Annotated in this window: 22 protein-coding genes; 7 read left to right on the top strand and 15 right to left on the bottom strand. The window is 71.1% G+C overall.

The annotated features are described in order from the left end of the window. Positions 1 to 4: 4 nt before the first annotated feature. Entirely contained in the window at positions 5 to 1,537 is a 1,533-nt protein-coding gene (locus ACIBMZ_RS16190) for a S8 family serine peptidase (protein ID WP_396694391.1), read from the bottom strand. 123 nt (positions 1,538 to 1,660) lie between these two features. On the opposite strand from ACIBMZ_RS16190, the gene ACIBMZ_RS16185 reads away from it, so the two are divergent. After that, on the top strand, positions 1,661 to 3,613 hold the full coding sequence (locus ACIBMZ_RS16185) for a hypothetical protein (RefSeq protein ID WP_396694390.1): 1,953 nt from the start codon (positions 1,661 to 1,663) through the stop codon (positions 3,611 to 3,613). Here the strand turns inward: ACIBMZ_RS16185 and ACIBMZ_RS16180 are convergent. Continuing rightward, complete coding sequence (locus ACIBMZ_RS16180; RefSeq protein WP_396694388.1) at positions 3,523 to 5,109, bottom strand: hypothetical protein; 1,587 nt, start codon at positions 5,107 to 5,109, stop codon at positions 3,523 to 3,525. The genes ACIBMZ_RS16185 and ACIBMZ_RS16180 overlap by 91 nt on opposite strands. Before the next feature lie 210 nt (positions 5,110 to 5,319). Here ACIBMZ_RS16180 and ACIBMZ_RS16175 point away from each other — a divergent pair, with 210 nt between their 5' ends. Beyond that, complete coding sequence (locus ACIBMZ_RS16175; RefSeq protein ID WP_396694386.1) at positions 5,320 to 6,723, top strand: S8 family serine peptidase; 1,404 nt, start codon at positions 5,320 to 5,322, stop codon at positions 6,721 to 6,723. Between the two features lie 95 nt (positions 6,724 to 6,818). On the opposite strand, the gene ACIBMZ_RS16170 is transcribed toward ACIBMZ_RS16175, so the two are convergent. From ACIBMZ_RS16170 to kduI, 3 genes are read right to left on the bottom strand one after another with little or no spacing between them, the layout of a single operon-like run. After that, on the bottom strand, positions 6,819 to 7,586 hold the full coding sequence (locus ACIBMZ_RS16170) for an IclR family transcriptional regulator (RefSeq protein WP_396694384.1): 768 nt from the start codon (positions 7,584 to 7,586) through the stop codon (positions 6,819 to 6,821). Between the two features lie 5 nt (positions 7,587 to 7,591). Continuing rightward, positions 7,592 to 8,359, bottom strand: coding sequence for an SDR family oxidoreductase (locus tag ACIBMZ_RS16165; RefSeq protein ID WP_396694382.1), 768 nt, complete (start codon positions 8,357 to 8,359; stop codon positions 7,592 to 7,594). Then, positions 8,356 to 9,171, bottom strand: coding sequence for a 5-dehydro-4-deoxy-D-glucuronate isomerase (kduI, locus tag ACIBMZ_RS16160; RefSeq protein ID WP_396694380.1), 816 nt, complete (start codon positions 9,169 to 9,171; stop codon positions 8,356 to 8,358). The genes ACIBMZ_RS16165 and kduI overlap by 4 nt, the downstream gene beginning before the upstream one ends. Before the next feature lie 120 nt (positions 9,172 to 9,291). Between kduI and ACIBMZ_RS16155 the strand changes: the two genes are divergently transcribed. From ACIBMZ_RS16155 to ACIBMZ_RS16145, 3 genes are read left to right on the top strand one after another with little or no spacing between them, the layout of a single operon-like run. After that, a complete protein-coding gene (locus tag ACIBMZ_RS16155) occupies positions 9,292 to 10,206 on the top strand; it encodes an aldo/keto reductase (protein ID WP_396694378.1) in 915 nt (304 codons plus the stop codon). Then, positions 10,203 to 11,249 (top strand): Gfo/Idh/MocA family protein, encoded by a 1,047-nt coding sequence (locus ACIBMZ_RS16150; protein WP_396694376.1) that lies wholly within the window; start codon positions 10,203 to 10,205, stop codon positions 11,247 to 11,249. Before ACIBMZ_RS16155 ends, ACIBMZ_RS16150 begins: the two co-directional genes overlap by 4 nt. A 3-nt stretch (positions 11,250 to 11,252) precedes the next feature. Continuing rightward, on the top strand, positions 11,253 to 12,116 hold the full coding sequence (locus tag ACIBMZ_RS16145; RefSeq protein WP_396694374.1) for an SMP-30/gluconolactonase/LRE family protein: 864 nt from the start codon (positions 11,253 to 11,255) through the stop codon (positions 12,114 to 12,116). Between the two features lie 63 nt (positions 12,117 to 12,179). Here the strand turns inward: ACIBMZ_RS16145 and ACIBMZ_RS16140 are convergent, their stop codons facing one another. Genes ACIBMZ_RS16140 through ACIBMZ_RS16115 form a run of 6 tightly spaced genes read right to left on the bottom strand, consistent with a single transcriptional unit; the run spans position 12,180 to position 18,163 of the window. Next, the gene (locus ACIBMZ_RS16140) at positions 12,180 to 12,728 is read right to left on the bottom strand and encodes a carboxymuconolactone decarboxylase family protein (RefSeq protein WP_396694372.1); all 549 of its coding nucleotides are present in this window, start codon (positions 12,726 to 12,728) and stop codon (positions 12,180 to 12,182) included. A 41-nt stretch (positions 12,729 to 12,769) separates the two neighbouring features. Beyond that, positions 12,770 to 13,783 (bottom strand): D-2-hydroxyacid dehydrogenase, encoded by a 1,014-nt coding sequence (locus ACIBMZ_RS16135; protein WP_396694370.1) that lies wholly within the window; start codon positions 13,781 to 13,783, stop codon positions 12,770 to 12,772. Next, positions 13,780 to 14,928 carry a mandelate racemase/muconate lactonizing enzyme family protein gene (locus ACIBMZ_RS16130; protein ID WP_396694368.1) on the bottom strand — a complete coding sequence of 383 codons (1,149 nt, stop codon included), beginning with the start codon at positions 14,926 to 14,928 and terminating at the stop codon, positions 13,780 to 13,782. The genes ACIBMZ_RS16135 and ACIBMZ_RS16130 overlap by 4 nt, the downstream gene beginning before the upstream one ends. Positions 14,929 to 14,973: 45 nt before the next feature. Beyond that, positions 14,974 to 15,870, bottom strand: coding sequence for a carbohydrate ABC transporter permease (locus ACIBMZ_RS16125; protein WP_396694366.1), 897 nt, complete (start codon positions 15,868 to 15,870; stop codon positions 14,974 to 14,976). Beyond that, positions 15,854 to 16,867, bottom strand: a complete 1,014-nt coding sequence (locus ACIBMZ_RS16120; protein ID WP_396694364.1) for a carbohydrate ABC transporter permease — start codon at positions 16,865 to 16,867, stop codon at positions 15,854 to 15,856. Before ACIBMZ_RS16120 ends, ACIBMZ_RS16125 begins: the two co-directional genes overlap by 17 nt. 21 nt (positions 16,868 to 16,888) lie before the next feature. Continuing rightward, entirely contained in the window at positions 16,889 to 18,163 is a 1,275-nt protein-coding gene (locus ACIBMZ_RS16115) for an ABC transporter substrate-binding protein (RefSeq protein ID WP_396694362.1), read from the bottom strand. 322 nt (positions 18,164 to 18,485) lie between these two features. Here ACIBMZ_RS16115 and ACIBMZ_RS16110 point away from each other — a divergent pair, with 322 nt between their 5' ends. Continuing rightward, a complete protein-coding gene (locus ACIBMZ_RS16110) occupies positions 18,486 to 19,379 on the top strand; it encodes an IclR family transcriptional regulator (RefSeq protein WP_396694361.1) in 894 nt (297 codons plus the stop codon). Continuing rightward, on the top strand, positions 19,376 to 19,807 hold the full coding sequence (locus tag ACIBMZ_RS16105) for a RidA family protein (RefSeq protein WP_396694359.1): 432 nt from the start codon (positions 19,376 to 19,378) through the stop codon (positions 19,805 to 19,807). The genes ACIBMZ_RS16110 and ACIBMZ_RS16105 overlap by 4 nt, the downstream gene beginning before the upstream one ends. 165 nt (positions 19,808 to 19,972) lie before the next feature. Here ACIBMZ_RS16105 and ACIBMZ_RS16100 read toward each other — a convergent pair whose 3' ends face one another. The 4 genes from ACIBMZ_RS16100 to ACIBMZ_RS16085 all read right to left on the bottom strand — a co-directional run bounded on the left by ACIBMZ_RS16100 (position 19,973) and on the right by ACIBMZ_RS16085 (position 24,414). Next, on the bottom strand, positions 19,973 to 21,076 hold the full coding sequence (locus ACIBMZ_RS16100; protein WP_396694357.1) for an arabinogalactan endo-beta-1,4-galactanase: 1,104 nt from the start codon (positions 21,074 to 21,076) through the stop codon (positions 19,973 to 19,975). A gap of 192 nt (positions 21,077 to 21,268) precedes the next feature. Then, a complete protein-coding gene (locus tag ACIBMZ_RS16095) occupies positions 21,269 to 22,813 on the bottom strand; it encodes an MFS transporter (protein WP_396694355.1) in 1,545 nt (514 codons plus the stop codon). A gap of 204 nt (positions 22,814 to 23,017) precedes the next feature. Continuing rightward, entirely contained in the window at positions 23,018 to 23,611 is a 594-nt protein-coding gene (locus tag ACIBMZ_RS16090) for a TetR/AcrR family transcriptional regulator (protein ID WP_396694353.1), read from the bottom strand. Between the two features lie 191 nt (positions 23,612 to 23,802). Continuing rightward, on the bottom strand, positions 23,803 to 24,414 hold the full coding sequence (locus ACIBMZ_RS16085; RefSeq protein WP_396694351.1) for a CGNR zinc finger domain-containing protein: 612 nt from the start codon (positions 24,412 to 24,414) through the stop codon (positions 23,803 to 23,805). Positions 24,415 to 24,431: the final 17 nt, after the last annotated feature.

Below are 24,431 nucleotides of genomic sequence, written 5' to 3'. Positions count from 1 at the left end.
CCTCTCAGCCGATCCGGTCGGCCGGCGGTCGGGCCGGCAGATCATCGTCGTGCCGGTGCTGGTGGTCGTGGCTCGGCACGTCGTCGGGGATCGTGCCGCCGGGCCGGTCGCGGAACCGTCGTGACCACCAGGCGAGACCTCCGGCCGCCGCGGCCAGCAGGAGCACCACCAGCGCGGCCACCGCCGCCGGTCCGGGGGACGCGTCGTCGCCGAGGGTGGCGAGTTCGTCGTGCCGTTCCTCCTCGGACAGCCTCGCGGTCACGGCCGCGCCGGCGTCGACCATGCCGAAGCCGGTCAGCGGGTCCGGTACCCGCGAGGCGGCCGGGTTCGCGGTGACCCGCAGCCGGTGGGCCACCGCTGCGGCGTCGAGGTTGGGCAGCGCCGCCCGGACCAGCGCGGCGGCTCCTGCGACGAACGCGACCGCGTACTGGGTGCCGCTGCCGGCCCGCGTCCCGTCCCTGCCGGCGACGAGGGTGGCGATGTCGATGGCGGGGGCGACCAGGTCCACCGCACCGCTGCGGTAGTCGGCGGCCAGCTGGCCGTCGGCCCCGACGCCGGCGACCCGCAGCAGACCGTCCGCGTCGTCGGGCCCGGTCGCGGGGTCGGTGGTCGTCGCGGCGCCGGCCACGACGACCACGTCGTGCGCGAGCGCGGCGCGGATAGCCGCGGCCACCTCCGGGGTGGCCGGGTCGACGTATCCGCCGAGCGCCACCACGGTGCTGCCGGCGGAGACGGCGACCTCGATGCCGGTGGCCACGTCGGCGGCCCGCGCCTGTGGGGTCGTCGTCACCACCCGCACGGGCAGCACGGCCGAGGCGGGGGCGATGCCGCCGCCGGTCTCGGTTCCGTCGGCCCGGGCGGCGATGATGCCGGCCATCGCGGTGCCGGAGCCGAGACAGTCGACGTCGCCGCGTTCGTTGCCGGCGACGATGTCGACCCCGGTGGTGACCCGCCCGCCGAGCGCGGGTCGGCTGCCGTCCACTCCGGAGTCGACCACCGCGACCAGGACGCCGCTGCCCTCGGTGAGTGCCCACGCCTGCTCGGCGGCCAGTTCCTGCCGGGCCCAGTCCGAGCCGGTCTGCGGACCGGCCGCGACCGCGCAGCGGCCGGTGTCGGGCGCCGGGGACTGCCTCGGGGTCGGGTCGGTCGACGGTCGGGGGCCCGGCGTCGGGGTGGGCGCGCCGACGGCGGAGAGCATGCCGTAGCGGACTCCCTCGCCGTAGGCGTCCCAGGGCAGCACGATGATCCAGCCCGGACGCAGCGTGTCCGGGTCGGTGAGCCGGCCGCCGTCGGGTTGCACCCGGCCGGCGTTGAGGTGCAGGACGTCGGTGGTCCGTGCCGTGGTGCCCAGGAACCGCTGTGTGATCACCGACAGTCGCTCCGGCTCGCCCTGGTAGGACGAGGTGACGACGTAGTACTTGGCGTAGGTCTCCACCGGGGCGGCGTCCGCCGGACGCGCTGTGGCCAGCGACGCGACGACGGCCAGCACGAGCAGACCGCACCACCATCGGATCCACAGACGCCGCTGTGTCGTCACCGACAGCCTCCTCCGCTCGGGTGGGTCCACCCCATGTCGACGCCTGCACTACGCACGCCGCGCCGGACCGGTTCATCGCGTGTGTCGCCGGTGATCCACATAGGTCGTACGGCGGTGCTATAGATGGACGATATGCGGCCCATCGCGCGCGCGGCGTCCGGCGGTCCCCCTCAGATCCGTCGCCTCGACGTGGCCCGGCACCGCCGGGTGGAGGGACTGTTCGACGTCTGGTTGGAGCCGCGACCGGACGGCGCGCTGGCGGCGCTCGGGTCGGCCGGCCCGGCGCTGACCGCGAAGGACATCGCCGACCTGGTACGCCGCTCGGGGGCCGCCGGTGACGACGTGCGGATGCTGACCGCCGACGGGGAGCGCCGGGCGAGCCTGTTCCGCGAGGTCGCCGCGATGCTCGGGCAGGACGTGCTGATCACACCGGCGGGCGCCGACGTCCGGCACCGGTGGCTGCCCACGGAGCCGGAGGCACCGCGGGACGCGGTCGCCGTGGAGCGGGCCGGCGGCAACCCGGTCGACTGGATGGTGATCCAGCCGCCGGGTCTGGATTCGTCGCTGCCCGGCTGGTTCGACCTGGTCGACGGGACCGTGCAGGCCCGGACCGGGACGGTCGCGCTGGCGCTGCCCGGTGGGCTGGCGCTGGCCACCCGGGCCGACTTCACCGCCCGGCGGGCGGCGGTGGCCCGCCTCGCTCCGGGCGACCCGGATCTGGTCACCGTGGCCGTCACGGTCCGGTCCGCCGGGTTCCTGGTCGGCGACTACCGGGGCACCCAGGAGATCCTGACCGGCCCGGCGCTGGCCGCGGCCCTGTCCGTCCTGCCGCTCTACGGCGGTGACCTGCGGCTGTGGCTCACCTGGCCGGCTGATCCGGCCGAACGGGTCCGGCTGGCCGCCGCGCTCGTCGCGCTCGCCGAGGCCAGTGGGGCGACGGTGTGGACGCCGCCGGTCGGTGGCACCGCCGAGATCCTTGCCGACTCCGGTGACCTGCGGGCGCTGGACGCCGGTGGCGCGCCGGGCCGGTGGCAGGACCATCAGCCGGACAGCGACTGCGGCGGGCCACCGCGTTACCTGAGCACCGCCGACGGGCGGCTGCTGCCGACCACCGAGGTGATCATGGCCGGCCTGACGGCCGCTCCTCGGACCGGCATGGCGCCGACCGACGTGCCGGGCGACGAACCGCCGGGCCGTCGGCCGGTGCTGGCCGCCGATCCGCAACGGCCCGCCGGGTACGGCGTGAGCTGGTTGACCGACGGCCTGCCGGTGAACACCGCCCCGGTCGAGTTGTACGTGACGGCTCCGGTGCCGCCCGCCGAGGTGCTGGCCGGAGGCGTACCGGCTGCGGAGCTGTTCCTGATCGGTCGTCCCGACCTGGCGCAGGCCGCCGCCGGGCGTCGACGCGGGTACCTGTTCCGGGCCCGGGTGGCGCCGGGCGGAGCGGTCCGGGTCACCTCGCTCGACCTGCACGTGCCGGCGGACCTGCAGCATCTGCTGGCGCAGGCCGACGCGTACCTGCTGCCGGCCGGTCGGCTCGATCGGATCCGGCTGCTCGCCGCGTACTCGCTGGACCGGGCCTCGGTGTCCACGTTGGAGCAGGAGTTCGACGAGCCGGCGCCGGTCTGGTTGCGGTGTTCCGGGGCCCGGCACGGGGTGGCCGGGCTGCCCAACGACGCGGACCGCTGGCCCCGGGCCCGGGTCGGCCGCTGCTATGCGCTGGTGCCCTTCGCCGCACGGGCGCTGCCCGGCGGTTGGTTGCCCCTGCACCGGGAGCAGCCCGGGGTCCGGGACGGCCACTGGCTGGTCGAGCTGCGGGTGCCGGCGCGGCGGGCGATCGACGTCGCCGCCACCGCGGATCGGCTGGGCAGCCTGCCGTTGGTGCGGTCCCGGGCTCCGCGACTACGGGCTGCCGGGGCCGCTCTGGTGCTACCGAGCCGGGCCTATCCGCGGGTGACGGTGACCCGCAGGTTCCGGCCGACGACTCAGGGCTGGGTGGCCGTGCCGGGGCCGTCGACTGCCGTGCTGTTGTCGTCGGCCGTACCGGTGTCGTCGGCCGTACCGGTGTCGGACTGAGCCGGGCTGACCGGAGCGGTCGGCGTCGGCCCTTCGTCCACGATCGACCACCGGGCGCGGAGCACCTTGCCGCAGAGCACCGGCACCACCCTGCCGCCGCTGTCCACCGCCATCCGCCGCGCGGCCCGCAGCCGGGCGCCGCGTAGCCCGCCGCTGAACACGACGGCGGCCTCCGGGCCGAGGTCGGACAGGTCGAGGGGGAACTCGTCCAGCCACCGGACTCCGCGCGGCGGGTCGGTGCCGAGCGCGTCGCCGACGGCCGCCACGTCCACGCCTGCCGCCAGCAGTTGTTCGGCGATCGTCACAGCCCGTTGTCGGCAGGCGACCGGGTCGCCGGTCACGGTCAGGACGTCAGGGGTGCGCGCGAGGTCGACCCAGAGGGCCCACCCGTCGCGGTGGCCGAGCAGGACCGGGACCCGGGCGTCGGTGAACTGCTCGTCGTCGGCCAACCAGGCGTACGCGGGAGGTTCGGACGGACCGGCCGCGCCGACGAGTTGCACCCGCAGTGCGGTGGTGGGGTCGTCGAGTTCGGTGCGCAGTGTGGGATGCCCGCCGGTCGGGTCGTCGGGGCGGGGGTGGACAGCGGGTCGCGGCGGGCCGGAGGCGAGCCGCTGCTGGATCCCGTCGCGGGAACTCGACGCGACGATCGGGGCGTCCGCCGGGTCCGGGCCCTCCGGGTGGTCCGCCACGTCCGGGTGGTCCGGTCCTTCGGTGGGTTCGGGGGTGCTCGCGTGGTCCGGGCCGACCTCGGTGGTCGAGCCGACGGGAGCGGGCACCGGGGCCACGGTCCTCCGGTCCGGGACGGGGAACTGCGCTCCGGTGCCAGCCGGGTCCTCGACCGCAGGCGTCGGCGGCTCGGGTGCCCGGGTGTCGAGCACGCCGGTCACCGGGGTGTTCTCCCGGTCAGCCGGTGGCGCGGGCTGGTCTCCGACCGACGCGGTGACGGCCGGGTCCGGTCCCGCGCGTGCGCGTCGCAGCATCCACAGCACGATCGCGAGCAGCACCACCATGACGCCGAAGGCCGCCAACCGGAACAGGAAGCCGCCGATGCCGTCGGGGTCCGGGGCGTTCGGCGGCGCTCCGGCAGCCGGTGCCTCGCTGCCGGTGGCGGCGGGCCCGGTGATCTCCGGCAACGGTCCCACCGTCACCCCCGGCCCGTCGGCGTCGGCCGGCAGCTCCAGCAGCCAGCCCTCGCGCAGCACCAGCGGGTCGGTGAGCCGCTCACCGTCCGGCTGCAACCGGTCCCGATTGAGTTCGAAGATCTCCCGGAACCGGTTGCCGTCGCCGAGGGTCCGGGCCGCGATCTGGTACAGGAACTCCGGGGTGCCCTGGTCGGTCACGCCGACGACGTAGTACCGGGTCTCGGTGGAGCCGGAGGTCGACGGTGTCGGTGCGGCGGCACGGGCCGGGACGCCGGTGGCAAGCGTCAGTAGGGCGAGCACCAGGGCCACGGCCACCGTGCCACCGGTACGGTGTCGACTGCCGCGAAGCCCCATCGTCGACCGTCCCTTCCCGACTGTGAACCGCTCGCGTCGCACCCCGGATGCCGCACCCACTACGCATGCCATGCCGGTCAGGTTCACCCGTTGGTGTCAGTGTGGTGACCGGCCGATGGCTGTGGTGCACACGGGTATCTTGCACGGTGGACCACCGACCGGACGGCGGGGCAGTCGACGTGGGCGATCGGTGACCTGGAGGTGTGATCGTTGGGAACACCACGACGGTTCGTCGCACCGTTGGTCGCCGCGCTGCTGTGTCTCGGCGTCCCGTTGCCGGCCCGGGCGGAACCGGTGCCGAATCCGGCCGGGTCCCAGGTCAAGTACTACGTCGTACGGGGCACCGACAGCGGCGCGGCGGAGTCGCTGTGGGACATCTCGACCCGGCTGCTGGGCAGCGGTGACCGCTACCTGTCGATCGTCGCGCTCAACCAGGACCGGACCCAGCCGGACGGAGGCGTGCTCACCGACCCGACGGTGCTGCGGGTCGGCTGGCTGCTCGTGCTGCCCTGGGACGCGTACGGCGACGGGGTGGTGCACGGGCTCCTGCCCACCCGGGTCCCGACCCCGCCTGCGCCGGCACCGCCGAGAGCCGGCGGTCGTGCGTCCGGCGACGGTTGCGGGTCGGCGGCCACCACCAGCGACATGGCGGTGCCGTGGGCGCAGTTGCGGCTCGCCCCGAGCGTCGCCTGGCAGCGGAGCACCGGCAACGGGGTGACCGTGGCCGTGGTCGACTCCGGGGTGGACGCCACCGTGCCGGCGCTCGCCGGGCGGGTCCGCCCCGGCGCCGACGTGGACGTCACCGACGGCCGGGGTGACACCGACTGTCTCGGGCGGGGCACCGCCCTGGCGGGAATCGTCGCGGCGCAGTCCCGCCCGGGTAGCCACTTCACCGGGATGGCGCCCCGGGCCGTGATCCTCCCGATCCGGATCCCGCTGCACGACGGGAGGGCCACCGGTGACGACGTGGTACGCGCCGTCGGGCTGGCGGTCGACGCCGGTGCCGACGTGGTGATGGTGCCGGCGCAGGTGACCCTGACCGAGGGGCACCGTGCCGCGCTACTCGGCTTCTCGGCCGACGCGGACGTGGTGCTCGTGGTCGCCGCCCCGCCGGACGGCTCCGCGCTCGGCGGCGGCCCGTACGACGGGCTGCTGCGGGTCGGGGCGGTCGGCACGGACGACGAACCGGCGTACCCGTACCCGAAACGGGCCGTCGACGTGCTCGCACCCGGCGTCGCGGTGGCCAGTGTCGGGCTGGGCGGCAGCGGGGAGGTCGAGGCCAGTGGCACCGACTTCGCCGTGCCGTTCGTGGCCGGCCTGGTCGCGCTGGTCCGTTCCGCCCACCCGGACCTGGACGCCGCCGCCGTGGTCGCCCGCGTCGTCGACGGCGCCGAGCTGGGCCAGGAACGGACGCCCGATCCCCGCTACGGCTGGGGTGTCATCGACCCCGCCGCCGCCGTCGGTGCCGTCGCCGCGCAGGCGGGCACCACCGGAGGGCGACCCGGCACGTTCACCGTCGACCGGGGTCCGGGCCTCGCCGCCGTGGTGGTCGTCCTGCTCGGGCTGGCCGGGTTGCTGGTGGTCGGCGCGCGGCAGGGGCGACGGCGTCCCTGATCGGTGTCCGAGGGGCGCACTTGCCGGTCGGCGACGTGATGACGCCTCTGGTGGGATCGTGCGGGTGTGTGTGTACCGGCTCCGTTCGGGCGTCGTCAGCCCACGACGGCGCCGAAGGCGCGACTGACCTCGCGCGCGGCCCCGTCCACCAGCTCGACCAGGTCGACCGCACGCTCGGGACCGAGGTCGTGGGCCAGGCCTGCGACGCTGACCCCGGCGACCGGTACGCCACGGTTGTCCCGCACCGCCACACCGAGGCAGCGGGTGTGCTCCTCGTTCTCCCCGGCATCGTATGCCCAGCCCTGGTTCCGCACCTGGTCCAGCGCCTCGCGGAGGCGCGACGGTGTGGTGATGGTTGCCGAGGTCAGGGCCGGCAGGCCGGTGCGTCCGGCGATCGCGTCGACCTCGGTCTCGTCCAGACCGGCCAGGACGGCTTTGCCGAGCGCCGTCGAATGCAGATGGACCGCCTGGCCGATGTAGGAACGCAGCCGGTATGCACCGGGTCCGTCGAGCTTCTCGGTGTAGACCGCCTGGTCGCCCTGACGTACGCCGAGATGGACGGTGAGGCCGGACGCGTCGGCGAGTTGTTGCAGCGCCCGGCGGACCCGCTCGGGGTGGCCCACGTCGGTGAGCAGGCGGCCCGCCAGGCTGAGCAGTCCGCTGTCGGGGACGTAGCCCCGGTCCGGGTCCTGGCGTACCCAGCCGACGGCGATCAGTTCCGCCAGGATCCGGTGGGTGGTGCTCAGCGACAGCCCGGCCACCTGGCGGATGCTCGACACCCGGCGTTCCGTGGGTAGGGCGTCGAGGACCCGGACGACCTTCTCGACCGCGGAGAGAGGTTCGCCTGCCGGCTCGGATGCCACAACGATCAGCGCCCCATCCAGCCACCGTCGACGACCAGTACGTGCCCGTGGATGTACCGCGAGTCCGGGCCGGATAGGAATACTACTGGTCCGGCGACGTCCTCGGGCGCGCCCCAGCGACCGGCGGGAATCCGCGATCGGATGGTCGCCTCGCGGTCCGGGTCGGCCCGCAGCGCGGCGGTGTTGTTGGTGGCGATGTAGCCGGGCGCGACGGCGTTGACATTGACGCCACGGCTGGCCCATTCGTTGGCCAGGGCCCGGGTCATCCCCACCACCGCATGCTTGCTGGCCGCGTAGGCGGGCACCAGGATGCCGCCCTGGAACGACAGCAGCGAGGCGATCGTGACGATCCGGCCGTCGCCGTGCGCGAGCATCTGCCCGCCGACGGCCTGGGTGAGGGCGAAGACCGCGTCGAGGTTGAGGTTCAGCACGCGCCGCCAGTCGCTCATCGGTGTGTCGATCGCGGGCGCACGCGTGATGGTGCCGGAGTTGTTGACCAGGATGTCGATTCGGCGCCGGTCGAGCAGACGTCGGACCTCGCGGCTGGCGGCGGGCTCGTCGGTCAGGTCGCACCGGATGGTCTCCGCCGTGGCACCGCGGGCGGCCACCGCCTCCGCGATGTCGTCGTTGCTCTGCCGGTCCCAGCAGACAAGGTCGGCTCCGGCGTCGGCCAGCGCCAGCGCACAGGCCCGGCCGATGCCGGTCCGGGTGCCGGTCACCAGGGCGGTCCGGCCGCTGAGTGGGCGGCCGGACCTGGTGGTGGCGACGCTCACCGCAGGTCGTCCATGTCGACGACATCCACGTCGGTGTAGTCGGTGTTCTCGCCGGCCATGGCCCAGACGAAGGAGTAGGCGCTCGTGCCGGCGCCGCAGTGGATCGACCAGGGTGGCGAGACCACCGCTTGCTGGTTGGCCACGATCAGGCTGCGGCTGTTCCGAGGTTCGCCGCACAGGTGCATGACGCGGCCCGTCTCCGGCAGCCCGAAGTAGAGGTAGATCTCTGTTCGCCGCTCGTGCAGGTGACAGGGCATCGTGTTCCAGACGCTGCCTTCGGCCAGTTCCGTGATGCCGAGGACGAGCTGGTTGGAGGCCAGGCCGCCGGAGTGCACGTACTTGCGGATCGTCCGCACGTTGGCCTCGGCGGGCGCGCCGAGGTGCAGCGCTTCGGCGTCGTCGCGGCGGGCCAGTCGGGTGGGCTCGCGGCGGTGTGCCGGTGCTGATGCCAGGTAGTAGGTGGCGGTACCGGCGAATCGCACGTTCCGGCTGCCCTGACCCACGTAGAGCACGTCGAGTGCGGCGAGGGTGTACGTCTCGTCGTCGACCTCGACCGTGCCGGTGCCGTCCAGGCAGACCACGGCCAGTTCACGTCGATCACAGAAGTGCTGTGCGCGCAGGTCGGCGGGGACGGGCAGGTCGACGGACCCGCCGGAGGGGCAGGCCCCGCCCACGATCAGGCGGTCGTGGTTGGTCTGCGCCAGTCGTACCTCCCCCGGGGCGAACAGGTCGGCCAGCAGGAATCGGTCCCGGAGCTCGGTCGTGCTCAGGCCGGCCATCTCGGTGGGATTCGTGGGGTACGTGACGAGCATCGCAATCCTTCCGTCAGGCAGAAGCACTTTCCTTCCAATGGAAGATGCAGCATACTTCGTCCAACCGCAAGTCCCCCCTCACATCCGTGCTGAGCAGCACTTCGACGGAAGGAGCTCCGCGTGACGCTGAATGTCGGCCGTCTCGGACTCGGCACCCTTCCCTTGGCCGCCGAAGGCCGACCCGACCGCGATCAGGCCGTGCACACCCTGGAGCACGCCGTCGAGACCGGGGTGCCGCTGTTGGACACCGCGGACTCCTACTGCCTCACCGACGCCGACCACGGGTACGGCGAACACCTGCTGGCCGAGGCGATGCGTCGCTTCGGCCCGCGCTGGTTCGACCGGGTCACGGTGGCCACCAAGGGTGGGTTGCGGCGCGGCCCGAACGGTGGCTGGCACCAGCACGGCCGCCCGGAGTACCTGCGGCGGGCCTGTGACGACAGCCTGGCCCGACTGGGGTTGGACAGCCTTCCTCTCTACCAGTTGCACCGGCCGGACCCGGCGGTGCCGATCGAGGACTCGGTCGGCGCCCTCGAGGAACTCCGGCAGGCGGGCAAGATCCAGCAGATCGGGGTCAGCAACTTCGACATCGAGATGCTGGAGCGGGTACGCCCCATCGCGCCGATCAGCACGGTGCAGAACCGGCTGTCCCTGTTCGACCGGGAGGAACTGGAGACCGCGCGGCACTGCGCCCACCTCGGTATCGCCTTCCTGGCGTGGGGGCCGCTCGGTGGCCGACGCCGTGCACCGCAACTGGCCACGATGCTGCCCGCACTGGCTCCGGTGGCCGAGCGGCACGGGGCCACCCCCCATGAGATCGCCCTGGCCTGGGTGCTCGCTCAGGCTCCGTCGGTCGTGGTGATTCCCGGCTGCACCAGCCCGGACATGGTGGACAGCGCGCAGCGGGCAAGCCGGCTGCGGCTCACCCCCACCGACCTTGACCAGTTTCCGCTTCCCGAGCCGACCGATCACCGCCACGATTCCGCCCCCGCGACGCCGCCGTGGCGGGACACACCCGAGGAGAGCACCAGATGACGCAGTCCGCTCCGCTGCCGGCCGCCGTGGTCGGCGCCGGCATCTTCGGCCGCCGACACGCCCGAGCCCTGCACGAGAACCCCGAGGCCGACCTTCGCCTGATCGTCGATCCCGATCCGAGCACCGGTGCCGCCGTGGCCGCCGAGTTCGGTTGCCGGCACGTGACCAGCGTGGCTGATGCCCTGGCCGAACCGGGTATCGAGGCGTTCACCGTGGCGGTTCCCGACCGGCTGCACCACACCGTGACCGAGCCACTGCTGCGGGCTGGGCGGGCGGTGCTGGTGGAGAAGCCGATGGCGCACAGCCTGTCGGCGGCGCAGGCGATGCGCGAGGCCGCGCAGGCCGGCGGTGCCCGGCTGATGGTCGGACAGTTGTTCCGGTTCGACGGTCGCTACCTGGCCATGCGTGACGCGGTCCTGGCCGGGGCGCTCGGTGAGTTCCTCCACGGCTCGGCCAGCCGGCTCAGCTTCAGCCGGGTGGGCGTGCGCAACAAGGGCAACAGCTCGGTGCTGTGGTATCTCGGTGTGCACGAGGTCGACGCGATCCAGTGGATCACCGGTGAGCGGATCGTCGCCGTCAGCGCCACCCGGGTCGCCAAACACCTGCCCACCCTCGGTGTCGACTCCGAGGACGCGATCGTGGCACTGGTCCGTTTCAGCAGCGGAGCGGTCGGGCAACTCTGCTTCGGCTGGAGCCTCGCCGAGCACATGCCCACCGGCCTGAAGATCGGTATGGAGTTGGTCGGCACGGCCGGAACGATCGAGCTGAACACTCAGGGCAGCGGCGTCACCATCTGGGCGGAGGGTCGCACCTCGACGCCGGAGTTCATCTATTCGGCCGAGGTCGACCGACGGCTCGCCGGCAGCCTCGCCGCCGAGTTCGGGCACTTCGTCCGGGCGGTGCGCGACGGCAGCGACTTCAGCGTCCCGGTGGCCGACGCGATGGCGAATGTCGCGGTCAACGACGCGATCCTGCGATCGGTGCAGTCCGGCGCCTGGCAGGACGTCGCCCCACTGGACACGCCGGCCGGTCAGGACGGCTGACCGATGTCGCCCCGGCCCCGGCTGCTGGCCACCGGGTTCGGCTTCACGGAGGGCCCGCTGTATCACCCGACGACCGGGGAAGTGATCTTCAGCGATCTGCTGCACGACGTGCGACGGGCGTGGCATCCGCACCGGGGGGTACGGGTGCTGCGCCGGCCCACGAACCTCGCCAACGGTCTGGCGCTCGATGCCGTGCATCGGCTGCTGGCCTGTGAGCATGCCACCAGTCGGGTGACCCGGGAGGCCGACGACGGCACGGTGGAGACAGTGGCCAGCCACTGGCAGGGTCGGGAACTCAACTCTCCCAACGACCTGATCGTCGGGGCGGACGGCGACGTCTACTTCACCGATCCCACCTACGGCCGACGGGAACGGCTGGGCGTACCTCGCGAGCAGCAGCTCGACTTCCAGGGCGTCTACCGCGTCGATCCGGACGGGCGACTGCACCTGCTCGCCACGGACTTCGCCCAGCCGAACGGTATCTGCCTGAGCCCGGACGCCGGCCGCCTCTACGTCGCCGACACGCAGCGGGCCGAGGTCCGTTCCGTTCGGATGGAGGGTCCGGTGCCGGTTGGTCCCTGGTCGGTACTCGCCGCCGGCCTGTCCGATGCGCGGCGTCCCGGTCGCCCGGACGGGCTGCTCTGCAGCCGTGACGGCGAGATCCTGGTGACCGGGCCAGGCGGTATCCACGTCCTGGATCCGGCGGGCAGAACGCTGCGGGTCATCCACGTGCCGGAGAAGGCACACAACATGACCTGGGGCGGAGCGGACCGGCGTGACCTCTACATCGCTGCCGGTGGCTCGCTCTACCACGTCCGTCTGCCGGTCGGTGGTGTACCTGATCGGCCGACACGCCCGCCGGCCTGAACGCTATCCGCAGAGCGAGACCCCGCCGGCCGGCGACCTGCCCGGTGGACGGTCAGGCCCACCTCAGCTCACCCCGAACAGGTCCAACTGGACGGCGAGCAGGTCGTAGTAACCGACCAGGGTGCTGAGTTCGAACAACCGGTCGGCGCCGAGCGCGTCGACCAGCTCGCGAAACTCCGGATCACCGACGCGTCCGGTCAGCAGCAGCCGGGTGCCGCGGTACACGGCCCGTTCCTGGGCGTCACTCAGGGCAGGTTCGGCACCGGCACGGATCGCGGCCAGTTGCGCGCGGGTCAGTCCGGCGGCCAGCGCGATCGGCTCGTGGCTGGTCTGCTCGAAGGCGCAGTCCCGGTGCGCCGCTACGGTGAGGATGGCGACTTCCCGGGCCCGGTCCGACAGCCGGCCGTGATACCGGATCGCGGCACCGAGCCGCTGCACCGCGTCGCCCAGTACGGGATTGAGCAGCATCGCGTTGAACGGTCCGAGCAGCCGCCCGTCCGGGGCGGCCACCGGAACCGGGCTGGACGCGCGGTCACCGGCGGTCAGCTCGCGGTGCAGTGCCCGCTGGGCGGGGTCCATCTCGTCAGGTCGAGGTCGGGGAATCCGGCTCATGGCACTCCTTCGAGGTCTCCGGGCCGTCGGTCGCTGTCCGGTCAGTAGCCCCTCGCCGGATCGACCAGATTGCGCAACGCGCGCCCGGACAGGAAGCGATCGAGGTTGTCGGCGAACAGCTCGGCTCGCCGTCGGCTGCGGGTCGGGCTGACCCCGACCGAGTGAGAGGTGATCAGGACGTTGTCGAAGGTCCACAGCGGTGAGTCGGGTGCCAGCGGTTCGACCTCGGTGACGTCCAGCCCGGCACCGCCGATTCGGCCGGCGGCCAGAGCCTCGATCAGCGCGGCCTCGTCGACGGCGTCACCTCGACCGACGTTGACCAGCACCGCGTCGGAGTGCAGGGCAGCAAGCTCGGTTCGGCCGAACACCCGCTTCGTCGCCGGGGTCGACGGCAGCGCGAGCACCACCACGTCAGCCTCGCTCGCCAGTTCCGCCATTGCCTCAGGACCGCAGACCTGGGCGAGGAAGGACGGCGTCGTGCCGCTCGGGACACGGCGGACACCGAGGACCCGGCAGCCCAGCGCGGCGAAGCGTCGTGCCACCGCTTCGCCGATGTCACCGAGGCCGACCACCAGCACCGTCGAGCCGGTCAGTTCTCGGCAGCGCGGATTACGCCGCCAGGTGCGGGTCGCCATCTGCCGGACGTGCAGCGGGAGTTGCCGGTGTAGCGCCAGGGTGAGCGCGAGTGCGTGTTCGGCGGCGGGCACCGCGAACACCCCCCGGGCGTTGGTGACCGCCACGCCCGGGGGAAAGCCGGACTCGCGCAACTGCCGGTCCACTCCGACACTCGGTAGTTGTAGCCAGCGCAGCCGGGCCGCGGCCCCCAGGTCGGCGGTGGGCCAGCCGATCAGCACCTCGGCGGCGGCCAGGTCGTCGGCGTTGACCTCGGCCGCGTCACGTTCGACGAACCGCACCGCCGGAAAGCGGTCCCGCAGTGCTGCCACGTCGGGCGGATCGAGGTCGAAATGGGTGGAGTAGACCAGCAGCACCTGGGTCGCCGTACCGGCGGTTGACGTGTGGTGCCTCGGGTCGTCCGGCGGACCCGAGGCGGTCACCGCGGCCGGTCCTGCAAATGCGGGGAACCGGCGATCACCGGGAACTCGGCGAAGAGGGACTCGTCCACCTCCACACCCAGACCCGGTCGGTCCGGTGCCCAGACCAGCCCGTCGGCATCGACGTCCAGCGCAGCGGTGCACAGTCCGTCGGCGTACCGGTTGTCGGTGGCATCGGCCTCGTAGATGTAGGCGTTGGGCAGTGCCGACATGACGTGCAGGACCGCGGCGTGGTTGAGCCGGGTGTTGCTGATGTGCGGAGCGATCCGTACGTGGAAGGCGTGGGCGAGGTCGCCGATCTTCTTCAGCTCGGTCACGCCGCCCCCGCTGCTCGGGTCGGGCTGCACGAAGTCGACCGCCTCGGCCTGGAGCAGTGGCAGGAACTCGTGCACGCCGAACAGGTGTTCGCCGGTGGCCACCGGGACCGGCGAGCGGCGGCGAAGCTGGCGCAGGGAGCCGACGTCGGTACGGGAGAAGGGTTCCTCGACCCAGGTCACGTGGTAGTCACCCAGCTTCGGCAGGAGCCGGTACATCTCGTCGTAGCTGTAGCCGAGGTTGATGTCGACCATGATGTCGAAGTCGTCGCCGACCTCCTCGCGAACCTGACGCAGCCGGGCCACGTCATTGGCATAGGTGTCGCCCAAGCGGATCTTCACGGCGGTGTAGCCCAGCTTGCGGAGCCGGTCGACCTCCTCGGCCAGCTGCTCGGGCGGCTGGAAGCCGAGGCGAATGCCGCCGGCGTACGCCCGGAAGGCGCGGCGTTCACCGCCGAGGAGGCGGTACACCGGCAGCCCGAGCCGCTTGCCCCGCAGATCCCACAGTGCCATGTCGATGCCGCCGAGTCCGGCCATGGCCGCCGCTCCGGTGCCGGCGCCACGGACCTGACGACGGAACACCTTCGCCCAGATCGCCTCGGTGTGTTCGGCGTCCTCGCCGCGCACCAGATCACCGAGAGTGGTGTTGATCAGCTCTGCGATGGCGGTGGGCGCCTTGCCGTGGTAGGCCTCGCCGTAGCCGACCGCTCCGTCGCTGTCCTCCACCCGCACGATCACCGCGTCACGCTTGTACGACTGGCCGGTGGCCAGCGGCATCGGTAGTTCCTTGTATCGGTAGGACAGCGGTACGGCGTCCACCTTGGCGATCTTCATGCACTGCTCCTCGGTCGGTTTGCGGGTGGGTTCGGAGTCGGTTGGTCAACCCTTGGACGCTCCGGCGGTCAGCCCGCTGATGATCCAGCGCTGCACCGCGAGGGTGAAGGCGATCACCGGCGCCATGATCAGCACGGTGACGGCGCCGAGCTGGCCCCACGCCACGCCCTCCTCCTCGCGGACCTGGGAGGCGAAGGGCGGCAGGGTGACCGCGTCGGAGAGGGTCAGTGGCAGGGCGATGACCATGTCGTTCCAGGAAAGGATGAAGGAGAAGATGCTGGCTGCGGCGATGCCCGGCCCGGCCAACGGCAGGACGACCCGCCAGAAGGCGGTCCAACGGTTGCAGCCGTCGACCATGGCGGCCTCCTCCAGTTCCCGCGGCAGATCCAGGAAGAAGCTCTGCAACATCCACGTCGCCAGGGGGATGTTCAGGGCGATGTAGGGGACGATCAGCGCGGTGCGGGTGTCGAAGAGGTCGGCGCGGTTGGCGATGACGTACAGCGGGACGACCAGGGCCACCGGGGGCAGCATCCGGGTACCCAGGATGATCAGGCTCATCTTGGCGTGACCACGGGGTCGCAGTCGGGCGAGGCCGTATGCGCCGAAGACGGCGAGCACCACCGAGGCGACCGTGGAGACCAGGGTGACCACGATGGAGTTGGTCAGGTTGCGCAGCACCGAGGAACGGGTGGACTGGAAGATCGCCTGGTAGTGCTCCAACGTGGGTGCGAAGACGAACGTCGGGTCCTGACGCAGGATCAGGTTCGATGGCATGATCGAGACCAGGAACAGCCACACGATGGGGAAGAGCGCGACGAAGATCAGGGTGCCGGCGACCAGGTAGGCCAGGAGCCGGCCGGGGGTGAGCGAACGGCGGGCACGGCGGGCGCCCGCCTGTGGCTGCGGGGCCGGCGCCGGGGCTGTCTCAGCTGAGCGAATCACGCTTAAGCCACCTCATGTAGATGATCGCGACAACCAGGTTGATCAGGACCAGGAACCACGAGAGAGTGGAAGCCAGGCCGACGTCGTAGCTCTGCAGCGCGACCCGGAAGATGTCGATCGACAACAGGGTCGTGGCGGTGCCGGGTCCACCCTCGGTGAGGATCCAGATGGTGCCGAACGAGCGGATGGCGAACATGGTCTGGAAGATCAGCACCAGCAGCACCGCGGGTTGGACGACGGGCACGATGATCTGTCGGATGCGCGCCCAGCCGGTTGCCCCGTCGAGGTCTGCGGCTTCCAGGATGTCCTTGGGCATGGTCTGTAGCGCTGCGAAGATCACCAGAGTGACGAAGGGTGCGTTCTGCCAGACGTCGGTCAGCACGATGCTGAAGAAGGCCATGTCGGGGCCGAGCCAGAAGACCCGGTCCACACCGATCAGGCCGAGTGCCCAGTTGAGCAGCCCGCCGTCGTAGTTGTAGAGCAGTCGCCACACGTTCCCGACGGCGACCTCGGAGACCATCATCGGCAGCAGCAGCGCCACCCGCAGCGCTCTGGCCTTGGGGAAGTGCCGGTGCAGGAAGAGTGCGGTGCCGAAGCCGACGATCACCTGCAGGACGACCGTGAGCACGACGAAGATCGCTGTCCGCACGATGGTGTCGCGCCAGCGCGGGGTCTGCAACACCTCGATGTAGTTGGCCAGGCCGACGAACTCGGGCCCGGTGACCGACGTGAGTCGCCAACTGTGCAGGCTGACCCAGAGGTTGTAGCCGATCGGAACGATCAGAACCACGAAGAGGAACAGCATCGGGGCCAGCACGAACAGGTAGCCCAGTGCGGTGCGGCTGCGCCACCAGGGTGGCCGTCGGGTGGCGGGGCGCTCGGCCCCGCCACCGTGGGGGGACGCGGCGGCCCGGTCGGGCCGCGCCGCCGCGTCATCCAGGCGTACGGTCGCCGATGCGGGGGCACCGCCGCCCGTGTCCCGGGTGTCCTTGTCCACGGGTCTCCTCCTGAGTGGGGATCAGCCGGCGAGGATGTCGTTGACCCGGCGCTCCGCATCCGCCAGCGCCCGCTCCGCAGTCGCGTTGCCGAGGAACACCTGCTGCAACGACTCACCGAGGACGGTCTCGATCTCGCCCCACTGCACCACGCCGGGCCGGGTCTCCGGGGACTCCAGTGCGCTGCGAACGATGTCGGCTTGTCCGTCCGGGAAGATCTCCTTGACCTGCGGGTTCTCGAAAGCGGTGGTGGAGGCCGGGCGGATCAACTGCTCCGGATCGGCATCGGCGGTCGGCCGCTGGAAGTTCTCGAGCAGGAAGGTGAGCAACTGCCAGGCGTTGTCCTTGTTCTTGGAGTGCTGGGACAGGCCGTAACCCCAACCGGTGACGACGTACCGCGCCTGATCCACACCGGGTGCGGTGAACATCGGGGCGAGTTGGAACTTGCCGGCATGTTCGGAATCGGCCGGGTTGTTCATCGCGCGGAGGAAGGTGGTGGGCAGGATCGTCATCGCCGCCTGACCCCGTTGCATGGAGACGAGCGTGCCGTCGTGGGCGAACTCGATCGCGTCCCGCGGCATGAGCCCCTCGGTGTAGAGGTCACCCATCAGTCGGAACGCGGCCAGGCCCGCCGGGTTGTTGAAGGCGGCCTTCTTCCCGTCGGCGCTCAGGGCGCTCTCCATGCCGTAGTTGAAGGCGAGTTCGAGCCAGATCGAGACATTGCTGGAGGCACGCCCCCAGGGGCCGGTGAATCCGGAGACTCCCCCGGTGTTCAGTGTTCGGGCCGCTTGGAGGAACTCCTCGTAGGTGGTGGGCGGTTTCAGCCCGGCGGCCTCGAACAGGTCGGTGCGGTAGATCAGGGTCCGTGGGCTGACGCCGAGTGGAAAGGCGTACTGCTTGCCGTCCACCTTGAAGATGTCGACGAGGGGACCGATGAAGTCGCTGGTGTCGACGTTGTCGGCGGCGAGGCGGTCGTTGAGGGGTTCGAGTTGTGGCGCGACCTCGCTGAGCCAGGCGACGTCGTCGAGCAGAATCAGATCGATGTTCCCGGACCGGTTGTTGAGGTCGAGTACCTGCCGTGAGCGGGCGTCCTCCTGGGGCATGGAGATGGCGTCCACGGTGATGCCGGTCTGCGCGGTGAATGCCGACAGGACCGGCTGCATCGATCGTTCGAAGGCTCCGGTGGGCAGCAACAACCGGACCGCACCCCCTGCTCCGGCGTCGTCCCCACCGTTGCCGCAGGCTGCGGTCGTCATCAGCATCGCCGCTGCCAGAACTCCGGCTACTTTGCGGTTCATCGAAACTCCAAATCAGCCCAAGTAAAGTGATAAATAGCCATATGGCTATTCGAGTCGTCGCTGTCGCCGCGCATCCGAGTCCTACGAGGGACTCGTGGCCGGCGCGGATTCGACCACCGCACCGGCCGCACGCCGGCACACCCGATGGCTGCGCGTCGAGCGCGTCACACCATCGCCGTCGTCGCCTGGTCTCTGACTGTCGTTGCCCTGTAGGCAACGGCGTTGCCTTATGGACCACCGAACTATAACCTCGTCTCAGTCGCTGTCAACATGCTCGAAACAATCGAGATCGCCAGCCGGAACGGCAGCGAGGAAGGCCCCCGTGGATAACAACCCGATGCGCGGCGAACCTCCGCGCGCCAACCAGGGCGTCGAACGCGCCCTGACCGCACTGACCCTGCTCGCCGAGGAGGCGTCCACGCTCGCTCGCCTCTCCGCCCGGCTCGGCGTCAACAAGTCGTCGGTCCTGCGGATGCTGCAGACCATGGAGGCGCAGTCCTTCGTGCGCCGAGACGAGCAACAGCGCTACCACCTCGGGAGCCAACTCTTCGCGCTGGCCAACCGGGCGCTGGAGGACATGGACCTGCGTGAGGTCGCCGAGGACGCACTCACTCAACTCGCCGCAGCCTGCGGCCACACCGTCAAGCTCGCCGAACGCCAGGGCACCGACGTCGTCTACATCGACAAGCGCGAGAGCCGAATGCCGGTACGGTCGTACTCCCGGGTCGGCTCCCGACTCCCGTTGCACTGCACGGCGCTGGGCAAGGCGATGCTCGCTCACCGGCCGGCGGATGAGGCCGCCGCGCTGATCGCGCGCTGCACGCTGCAACGACGCACCGACTACACACTGGTGACCGTCGAATCGCTGGAACGGGACCTGGTCGAGGTGAGGCACCGTGGGTTCGCCATCGACGAACGCGAGAACGAGGACGCAGTTCGCTGTATCGCCGCGCCGGTCCGCAACGCTCGCGGCATCGCCGAGGCCGCGATCTCCATCTCGGTGCCGGCCACCACGGCCTCCCTGGAGGAGCTTCTGATGCTGCACCCGTTGTTGGTCAGAGCGGCGAACACCGTCTCGGCCCGGTTCGGCTGGCGTCCGGACCTGGGCAACGACATCACCCCGGGCGGCACTGCCGTAGCGGTGCACTCGCCGCGACGCGCTCCGGCTGACACCCCCACCACCACGGCACAAGCCCTGAGGACGGAAACAGCATGACTACCGCCGACGGCAAGACCCCTCGCCGATCCCGGATCTTCCTGCCCGATCTCGAACACGCCTCTCCGATCCCCGCGGGGGTACGGGTGGGGAACATGATCTTCTCCTCGGGTATCACCGGGAAGGATCCGTCAACCGGCCGGTTGCACCTGGACCCACCCGAGCAGATCAGGCAGGCGTTCCAGAACCTCGGTGCGTTTCTGCACGCCGCAGGAATCACCAGCGACCAGATCGGCCACATGACCTTGTTCCTGGCCGACCTGACCGACCGCCCTCTGGTCAATCGGGAGTGGGAGAAGATGTTTCCCGACCCGGACAATCGGCCTGCCCGTCATGCCGTGGTCAGCTCGCTCGCGGAGTTCCACGAGGAACTGCGGTTGCAGATCGAGATCGTCGCGGTCGCCGCCTCGTCCACGGCTGACGCCTGACGGTGCGTTTGCGACCGTCGGCCGGTGCGGCGAGGCACGTGATCCGCGCTCGTGGTGCTGGTGGTGCGGCGTGGCCGGTTGCGTCGTAGGTACCCGTCCATGGCCCGGCCGTCCTCTGCCCTCCGCGGGCCCTGCGACTGAGCCGCCGGGCCCCCGGGCAGCGGGTCACGGGGTCCAGACCACGTGTGGGTTGACGCGTCCGGTCCAGTCGAAGACGGCCATGTTGTCCCAACCGTTGCCGGTGCCGTTGATGTCCGCCGGGTCCCAACCGTTGCCCCGGATCGCGTACCAGGTCGGCTCCCAGTAGAAGACGCCCACGCCGCCGGCGTTGCGCACGGTGTTCTGGACCCAGGTGAACTGTTGTGCCTGCCCGGCCCAGGTGGCCGGGATGTTGTCGCACAGCGCGGTCCCGGGGACGACGTTCGGCTGGTGGTCAGCGTCGGCCGTGGTGAACTGGTACGCGGTCTCGGCGAGCACCACCGGCTTGCCGTAGCGGGACTTCACGTCGACGATCACGTTGTACAGGTTCGCCAGCGAGCCGTGCCACATGCAGTAGTAGGACAGGGCGGTGACGTCCCAGGTGACACCCTGTGCCCGGATGCCGTCGTAGAACCAGCGGGCGTTGGCGAGGCTGTCGGCGTTGGCCGTGTGGATCCACACCTGGGTGCCGCTGTTGCACGCCTTGGTGGCCTGGTAGCCCTGCTTGAGCAGGCTCGCCAGCGGGGCGAAGTCGTTGTTGACGACCCGCCCGGTCGGCCAGAGCATGCCCACGTTGATCTCGTTGCCGATCTGTACCGCGTCCGGCGTGGTGCCCTGCGCCTTCAGGGCGCTGCACACGTCGTGGGTGTAGGTGTAGACGTCGGTCTGCAGTTGGCTCAGCGAGTGGTTGGCCCAGGCTGCGGGCGGATACTGCTTGCCGGGGTCGGCCCAGGTGTCCGAGTAGTGGAAGTCGATCAGGAGCTTGAAGCCTTTGGCCTTGATCGTCCTGGCCTGCTGGAGCACCTTCGCCTTGTTGTTGTAGCCGCTGACCGGGTTGTTCCAGACGCGCAGTCGTAGGTGGTTGACGCCCTTGGCGGCGAGGACGTCGTAGGGGTCGGCCTGGGCGCCGGAGGCGTTGTAGTAGCGCGCGCCGAGGTCGAGGCTGCGTTGCAGCGACGAGACGTCGGCGCCGCGCATGGTGAGGGTGGTGGCCGCCTGCGCGGGGGCGGTCAGGGCCAGCGGGGCGGCGAGGACGATCGCCGCCAGGACGGCCCGGAGGGACGGTTTCATGGCGCTCCTTCACGTGGAGGGTGCGGTGCCCGCCCGGGACTGGGCACGTCCGGCGGGGCTGCCGGACAGGCCCGCGAGGTGGTGGTGGGTGCGCTGGCGGACGGTGGCGGGAGGGTACGTCCAGTGTGGCAGCCGGACCCTTGATACATCGAGGTGCTTCGTTGCGGAGGCGTGCGGGGCGAGCCGTACGGGTCAGTGCTCGTGCTCCGCTGCGAGGTCCGCGTTCGCGGCGGCGCCCCGGAGTGTGACGAAGGCCCAGATCGCGGCGCAGACCATGATCGCTGACCCGATCATGCCGGTGACGGTGATCGCGTCGGTGAACGCCGTCGCGGCGGCGTCGACGATCGAGGCTCCGGTGCCGCCGCCGACCTCGCCGGCGACCAGCAGGGCCTCCGCCATCGTCGAGGACGCCCGTTCGGCGAGCGACGTCGGCAGGTGCAGTGCCTCGGTTCCGGCGGTGAAGGCCCTGGTGTACCAGGCGACGAGCATCCCACCCAGCACGGCCGTACCCAGCGTCGTGCCGATCTCGTAGGCGGTCTCGGAGGTTGCGGCGGCCTGTCCGGCTCGCTCGGGTTTGATGGAGCTCATGATGATGTCGTTGCTCAGGGTCAGGCCGATGCCCGCGCCGAACGAGACCAGCGTGAGCGAGGTCGCGACCAGGGCCGGGCTCGACGTCGGCTCCAGGTACGCGGTCAGCCCGAAGCCGACGGCGGCGATCAGGAGCCCGGTCGTGATGACGTACGCGGGCAGGATGCGCCTGACCAGGGCTGCCGCGACGAATCCGGCGGTGCCGGCGAGGACTGCCTGGGGCAGGAGCCAGACGCTGGCCTGGAGTGGGTTGAGGCCGAGCACGAGTTGGAGATGCTGGACGAGGGCGACCAGCGCGCCGACCATCGCGAAGATCGACAGCAGGTCTCCGATGACGGCACCCCGGAAGTGCCGCACCGTGAAGAGCCTGACTTCCATGAGCGGAGTCGGCAGGGTGAGCTGTCTCCGCACGAACCTGATGACCGCGATCAGGCCGACGACGAGGGCCGCCACCGCGATGCCGATGTCCGTGCCGCCGGCCAGGGTCTTCACGGCGTAGACCACACCGATCATGCCCACCAGGGACAGGCCGACGCTGACCAGGTCGATCCGGTGCAGCTCGGGGTTTCGGCTCTCGGGCAGCAGGAGGGGACCGACGATCACGAGAAGCAGCATCACGGGGATGTTCATCAGGAACGCGGCCTGCCAACTGAACGCCTCGATGACCCAGCCCCCGAGGATCGGCCCGACCGCCGCGCCCACCGATGCCATCGCACCCCACACGGCCATCGCGTAGCGGCGCTGCTGCCGGTCGAGGAACATGTTGCGCACCAGGGACAGCGTCGACGGCATCATGATCGCGCCGCCGACGCCCAGGAGAGCCCGTGCGCCGATCAGCATCCACGGCGACGTGGCCAGTGCACCGGCGACGGAGGCGATCGCGAAGACGACCGCGCCGACGAGCAGGTTGCGTCGCCGACCGAAGCGATCACCCACGGTGCTCATCGCCACGAGCAGACCGGCGAGCACGAGTGAGTAGATGTCGATCATCCAGAGCTGTTCGATGCCGGTGGGGCTCAGCTCGGCCGAGATCGCGGGCAGCCCCAGGATCAGGACGGTGCCGTCGATCGTGATCAACAACAGGGGCAGGACGAGGACGGCGAGGCCGAGCCAGGTCCTGGTGGTGGCCTTGGGAGGGGCGTCAATCATCACGATTCCTCGTCCACGGTCGGCGGGGCGGTGACCTCCGCTCAAGTTACCGTCCAGATGGTCGGTTAGACAACACGCCTGGTTTGTTGAGGCGAACGATCGCACTGTAAGGCTCGCCACGTCACCTGCCCGCCAGCAGTCTCGGCACGCGGAGAGGTCCGCTGCGCCGGCCGGCGCAGCGGACCCGAATGAGTCGACAGAGGGTCAGATGGGTGCGGCGAAGGTGCCGTCGGTGGCGAGGTCGAGCAGGAGCCGGCGAGCAGTCGCGATGCTCGCTTCGTCCTCTTCCCCGTGCAGGACCGCGAGCGCGACACCCTCAGCGGCTCGACGCACGAGCTGGATCCGCTCGGCACTCAGCCCGTCGGCGGCGAGCTGCTCGCTCCACCACACGCCACGCTCGCGCACCACCGCGGCGACCCCGGGGATCGCGTACAGGCCGTTCCAGATCGGTGCCGACGTGACGTCGCGTGCCGCCACCGCGTCGGCGCTTCCGGCGCAGAGTGCGCGGACGTAGGCACGGAGCATCTTGCCGGGATGGTTCTCCGACAGGTCGAGGTGGCTGAGGACCGCTTCCCCGAAGCGTTCGTACATGTCCTCCACCACGGCGATCACCAACTGCTCCCGGCTGCCGAAGTGATGGATCAGGCCACTCTTCGACACGCCGGCGGCCGAGGCCACCTGCGCCAGGGTGATGGCGTCGCCTCTCTCCAGGAGCATCGGAGTGGCCGCATCGAGCACCGCCCGGCGGGTGCGCTCGGCGTTCCGCGTCTGCCGCCCCTCGGTCACCGGCACACCCACCCTCGACTCCGCTACGGACCAGTCGGTCGACAGTACAACGCAAGCGGACCGACCACCCGTCCACGAGCGGTACGCGGTTGCGGGCGGCGGCCGACGCACACCTTCCCGAACTGACGGCCCGCAGCGCTGCCACCGCCGCCCGCACAGGCGCCTTCGCCAACCGATGGCACGGCGCCTCGGCTCGCCGGTGGTCAGTGCGGGTGTCGGCGGGCGGCGTAGGCCCGGACCTTGGCGCGGTTGCCACAGGTGGCCATGCTGCACCAGCGGCGTCGGCCCCGCGGGTCGAGGAAGAGCCATCCGCAGTCGTCGGCGGGGCAGGCGCGTACCACGGTGCGGGCGGGGGTGGTGAGCAGGTCGGCGGCGGCGCGGGCGGCGGCCAGCAGCGGCAGCGGCAGGCCGACGTCGTCGGGCAGTGTCCAGTGGGCGAGCCCGGTGCGGTCGGTCTCCAGCGTGGACGCGGCGGCGGCGCGCTGCGCCTGTTCCGCGACGTGCCGGAAGGCGTCGGTGTCGCGCGGGTCGAGCAGGACGTCGTGCAGGGCGGTGCGCATCTGCCGGGTCGCCGTCAGGACCTCCTGGGCGGCGGCGGGTTCGCGGCGGCCGTGCTCGCGGAGTCGGGCGACGCCGGTCGGGGTGAGGAGTCGGACGTGTCCGGCCCAGACCGCGAGGCGGTCGAAGTCGCGTAGCCATTCGCGTTCCGGGCTGGGTGGTGCGGTCCAGCCGGCCCAGGTGTTGCAGAGTTCCAGTGCGGGGTGCCCGCCGATCGGGATGGGCATCGGATAGCCGTCGACGTTCACCCAGTGCATCTCGACAGTGTGCCTTG

The sequence above is a fragment of the Micromonospora sp. NPDC049900 genome, assembly GCF_044461025.1.
GTDB lineage: Bacteria > Actinomycetota > Actinomycetes > Mycobacteriales > Micromonosporaceae > Micromonospora.
Note: the sequence above shows the minus strand (reverse complement) of the source record. Positions and strands in the feature narration are given on the sequence as shown.

Bases quoted from the DNA above. Each gene is read 5' to 3' on its own strand.
- ACIBMZ_RS16185 (WP_396694390.1), top strand. From the start codon at position 1,661: ATGGACGATATGCGGCCCATCGCGCGCGCGGCGTCCGGCGGTCCCCCT.
- ACIBMZ_RS16180 (WP_396694388.1), bottom strand. From the start codon at position 5,109: ATGGGGCTTCGCGGCAGTCGACACCGTACCGGTGGCACGGTGGCCGTG.
- kduI (WP_396694380.1), bottom strand. From the start codon at position 9,171: ATGCTCGTCACGTACCCCACGAATCCCACCGAGATGGCCGGCCTGAGC.
- ACIBMZ_RS16150 (WP_396694376.1), top strand. From the start codon at position 10,203: ATGACGCAGTCCGCTCCGCTGCCGGCCGCCGTGGTCGGCGCCGGCATC.
- ACIBMZ_RS16145 (WP_396694374.1), top strand. From the start codon at position 11,253: ATGTCGCCCCGGCCCCGGCTGCTGGCCACCGGGTTCGGCTTCACGGAG.
- ACIBMZ_RS16140 (WP_396694372.1), bottom strand. From the start codon at position 12,728: ATGAGCCGGATTCCCCGACCTCGACCTGACGAGATGGACCCCGCCCAG.
- ACIBMZ_RS16130 (WP_396694368.1), bottom strand. From the start codon at position 14,928: ATGAAGATCGCCAAGGTGGACGCCGTACCGCTGTCCTACCGATACAAG.
- ACIBMZ_RS16115 (WP_396694362.1), bottom strand. From the start codon at position 18,163: ATGAACCGCAAAGTAGCCGGAGTTCTGGCAGCGGCGATGCTGATGACG.
- ACIBMZ_RS16105 (WP_396694359.1), top strand. From the start codon at position 19,376: ATGACTACCGCCGACGGCAAGACCCCTCGCCGATCCCGGATCTTCCTG.
- ACIBMZ_RS16100 (WP_396694357.1), bottom strand. From the start codon at position 21,076: ATGAAACCGTCCCTCCGGGCCGTCCTGGCGGCGATCGTCCTCGCCGCC.
- ACIBMZ_RS16095 (WP_396694355.1), bottom strand. From the start codon at position 22,813: ATGATTGACGCCCCTCCCAAGGCCACCACCAGGACCTGGCTCGGCCTC.
- ACIBMZ_RS16085 (WP_396694351.1), bottom strand. From the start codon at position 24,414: ATGCACTGGGTGAACGTCGACGGCTATCCGATGCCCATCCCGATCGGC.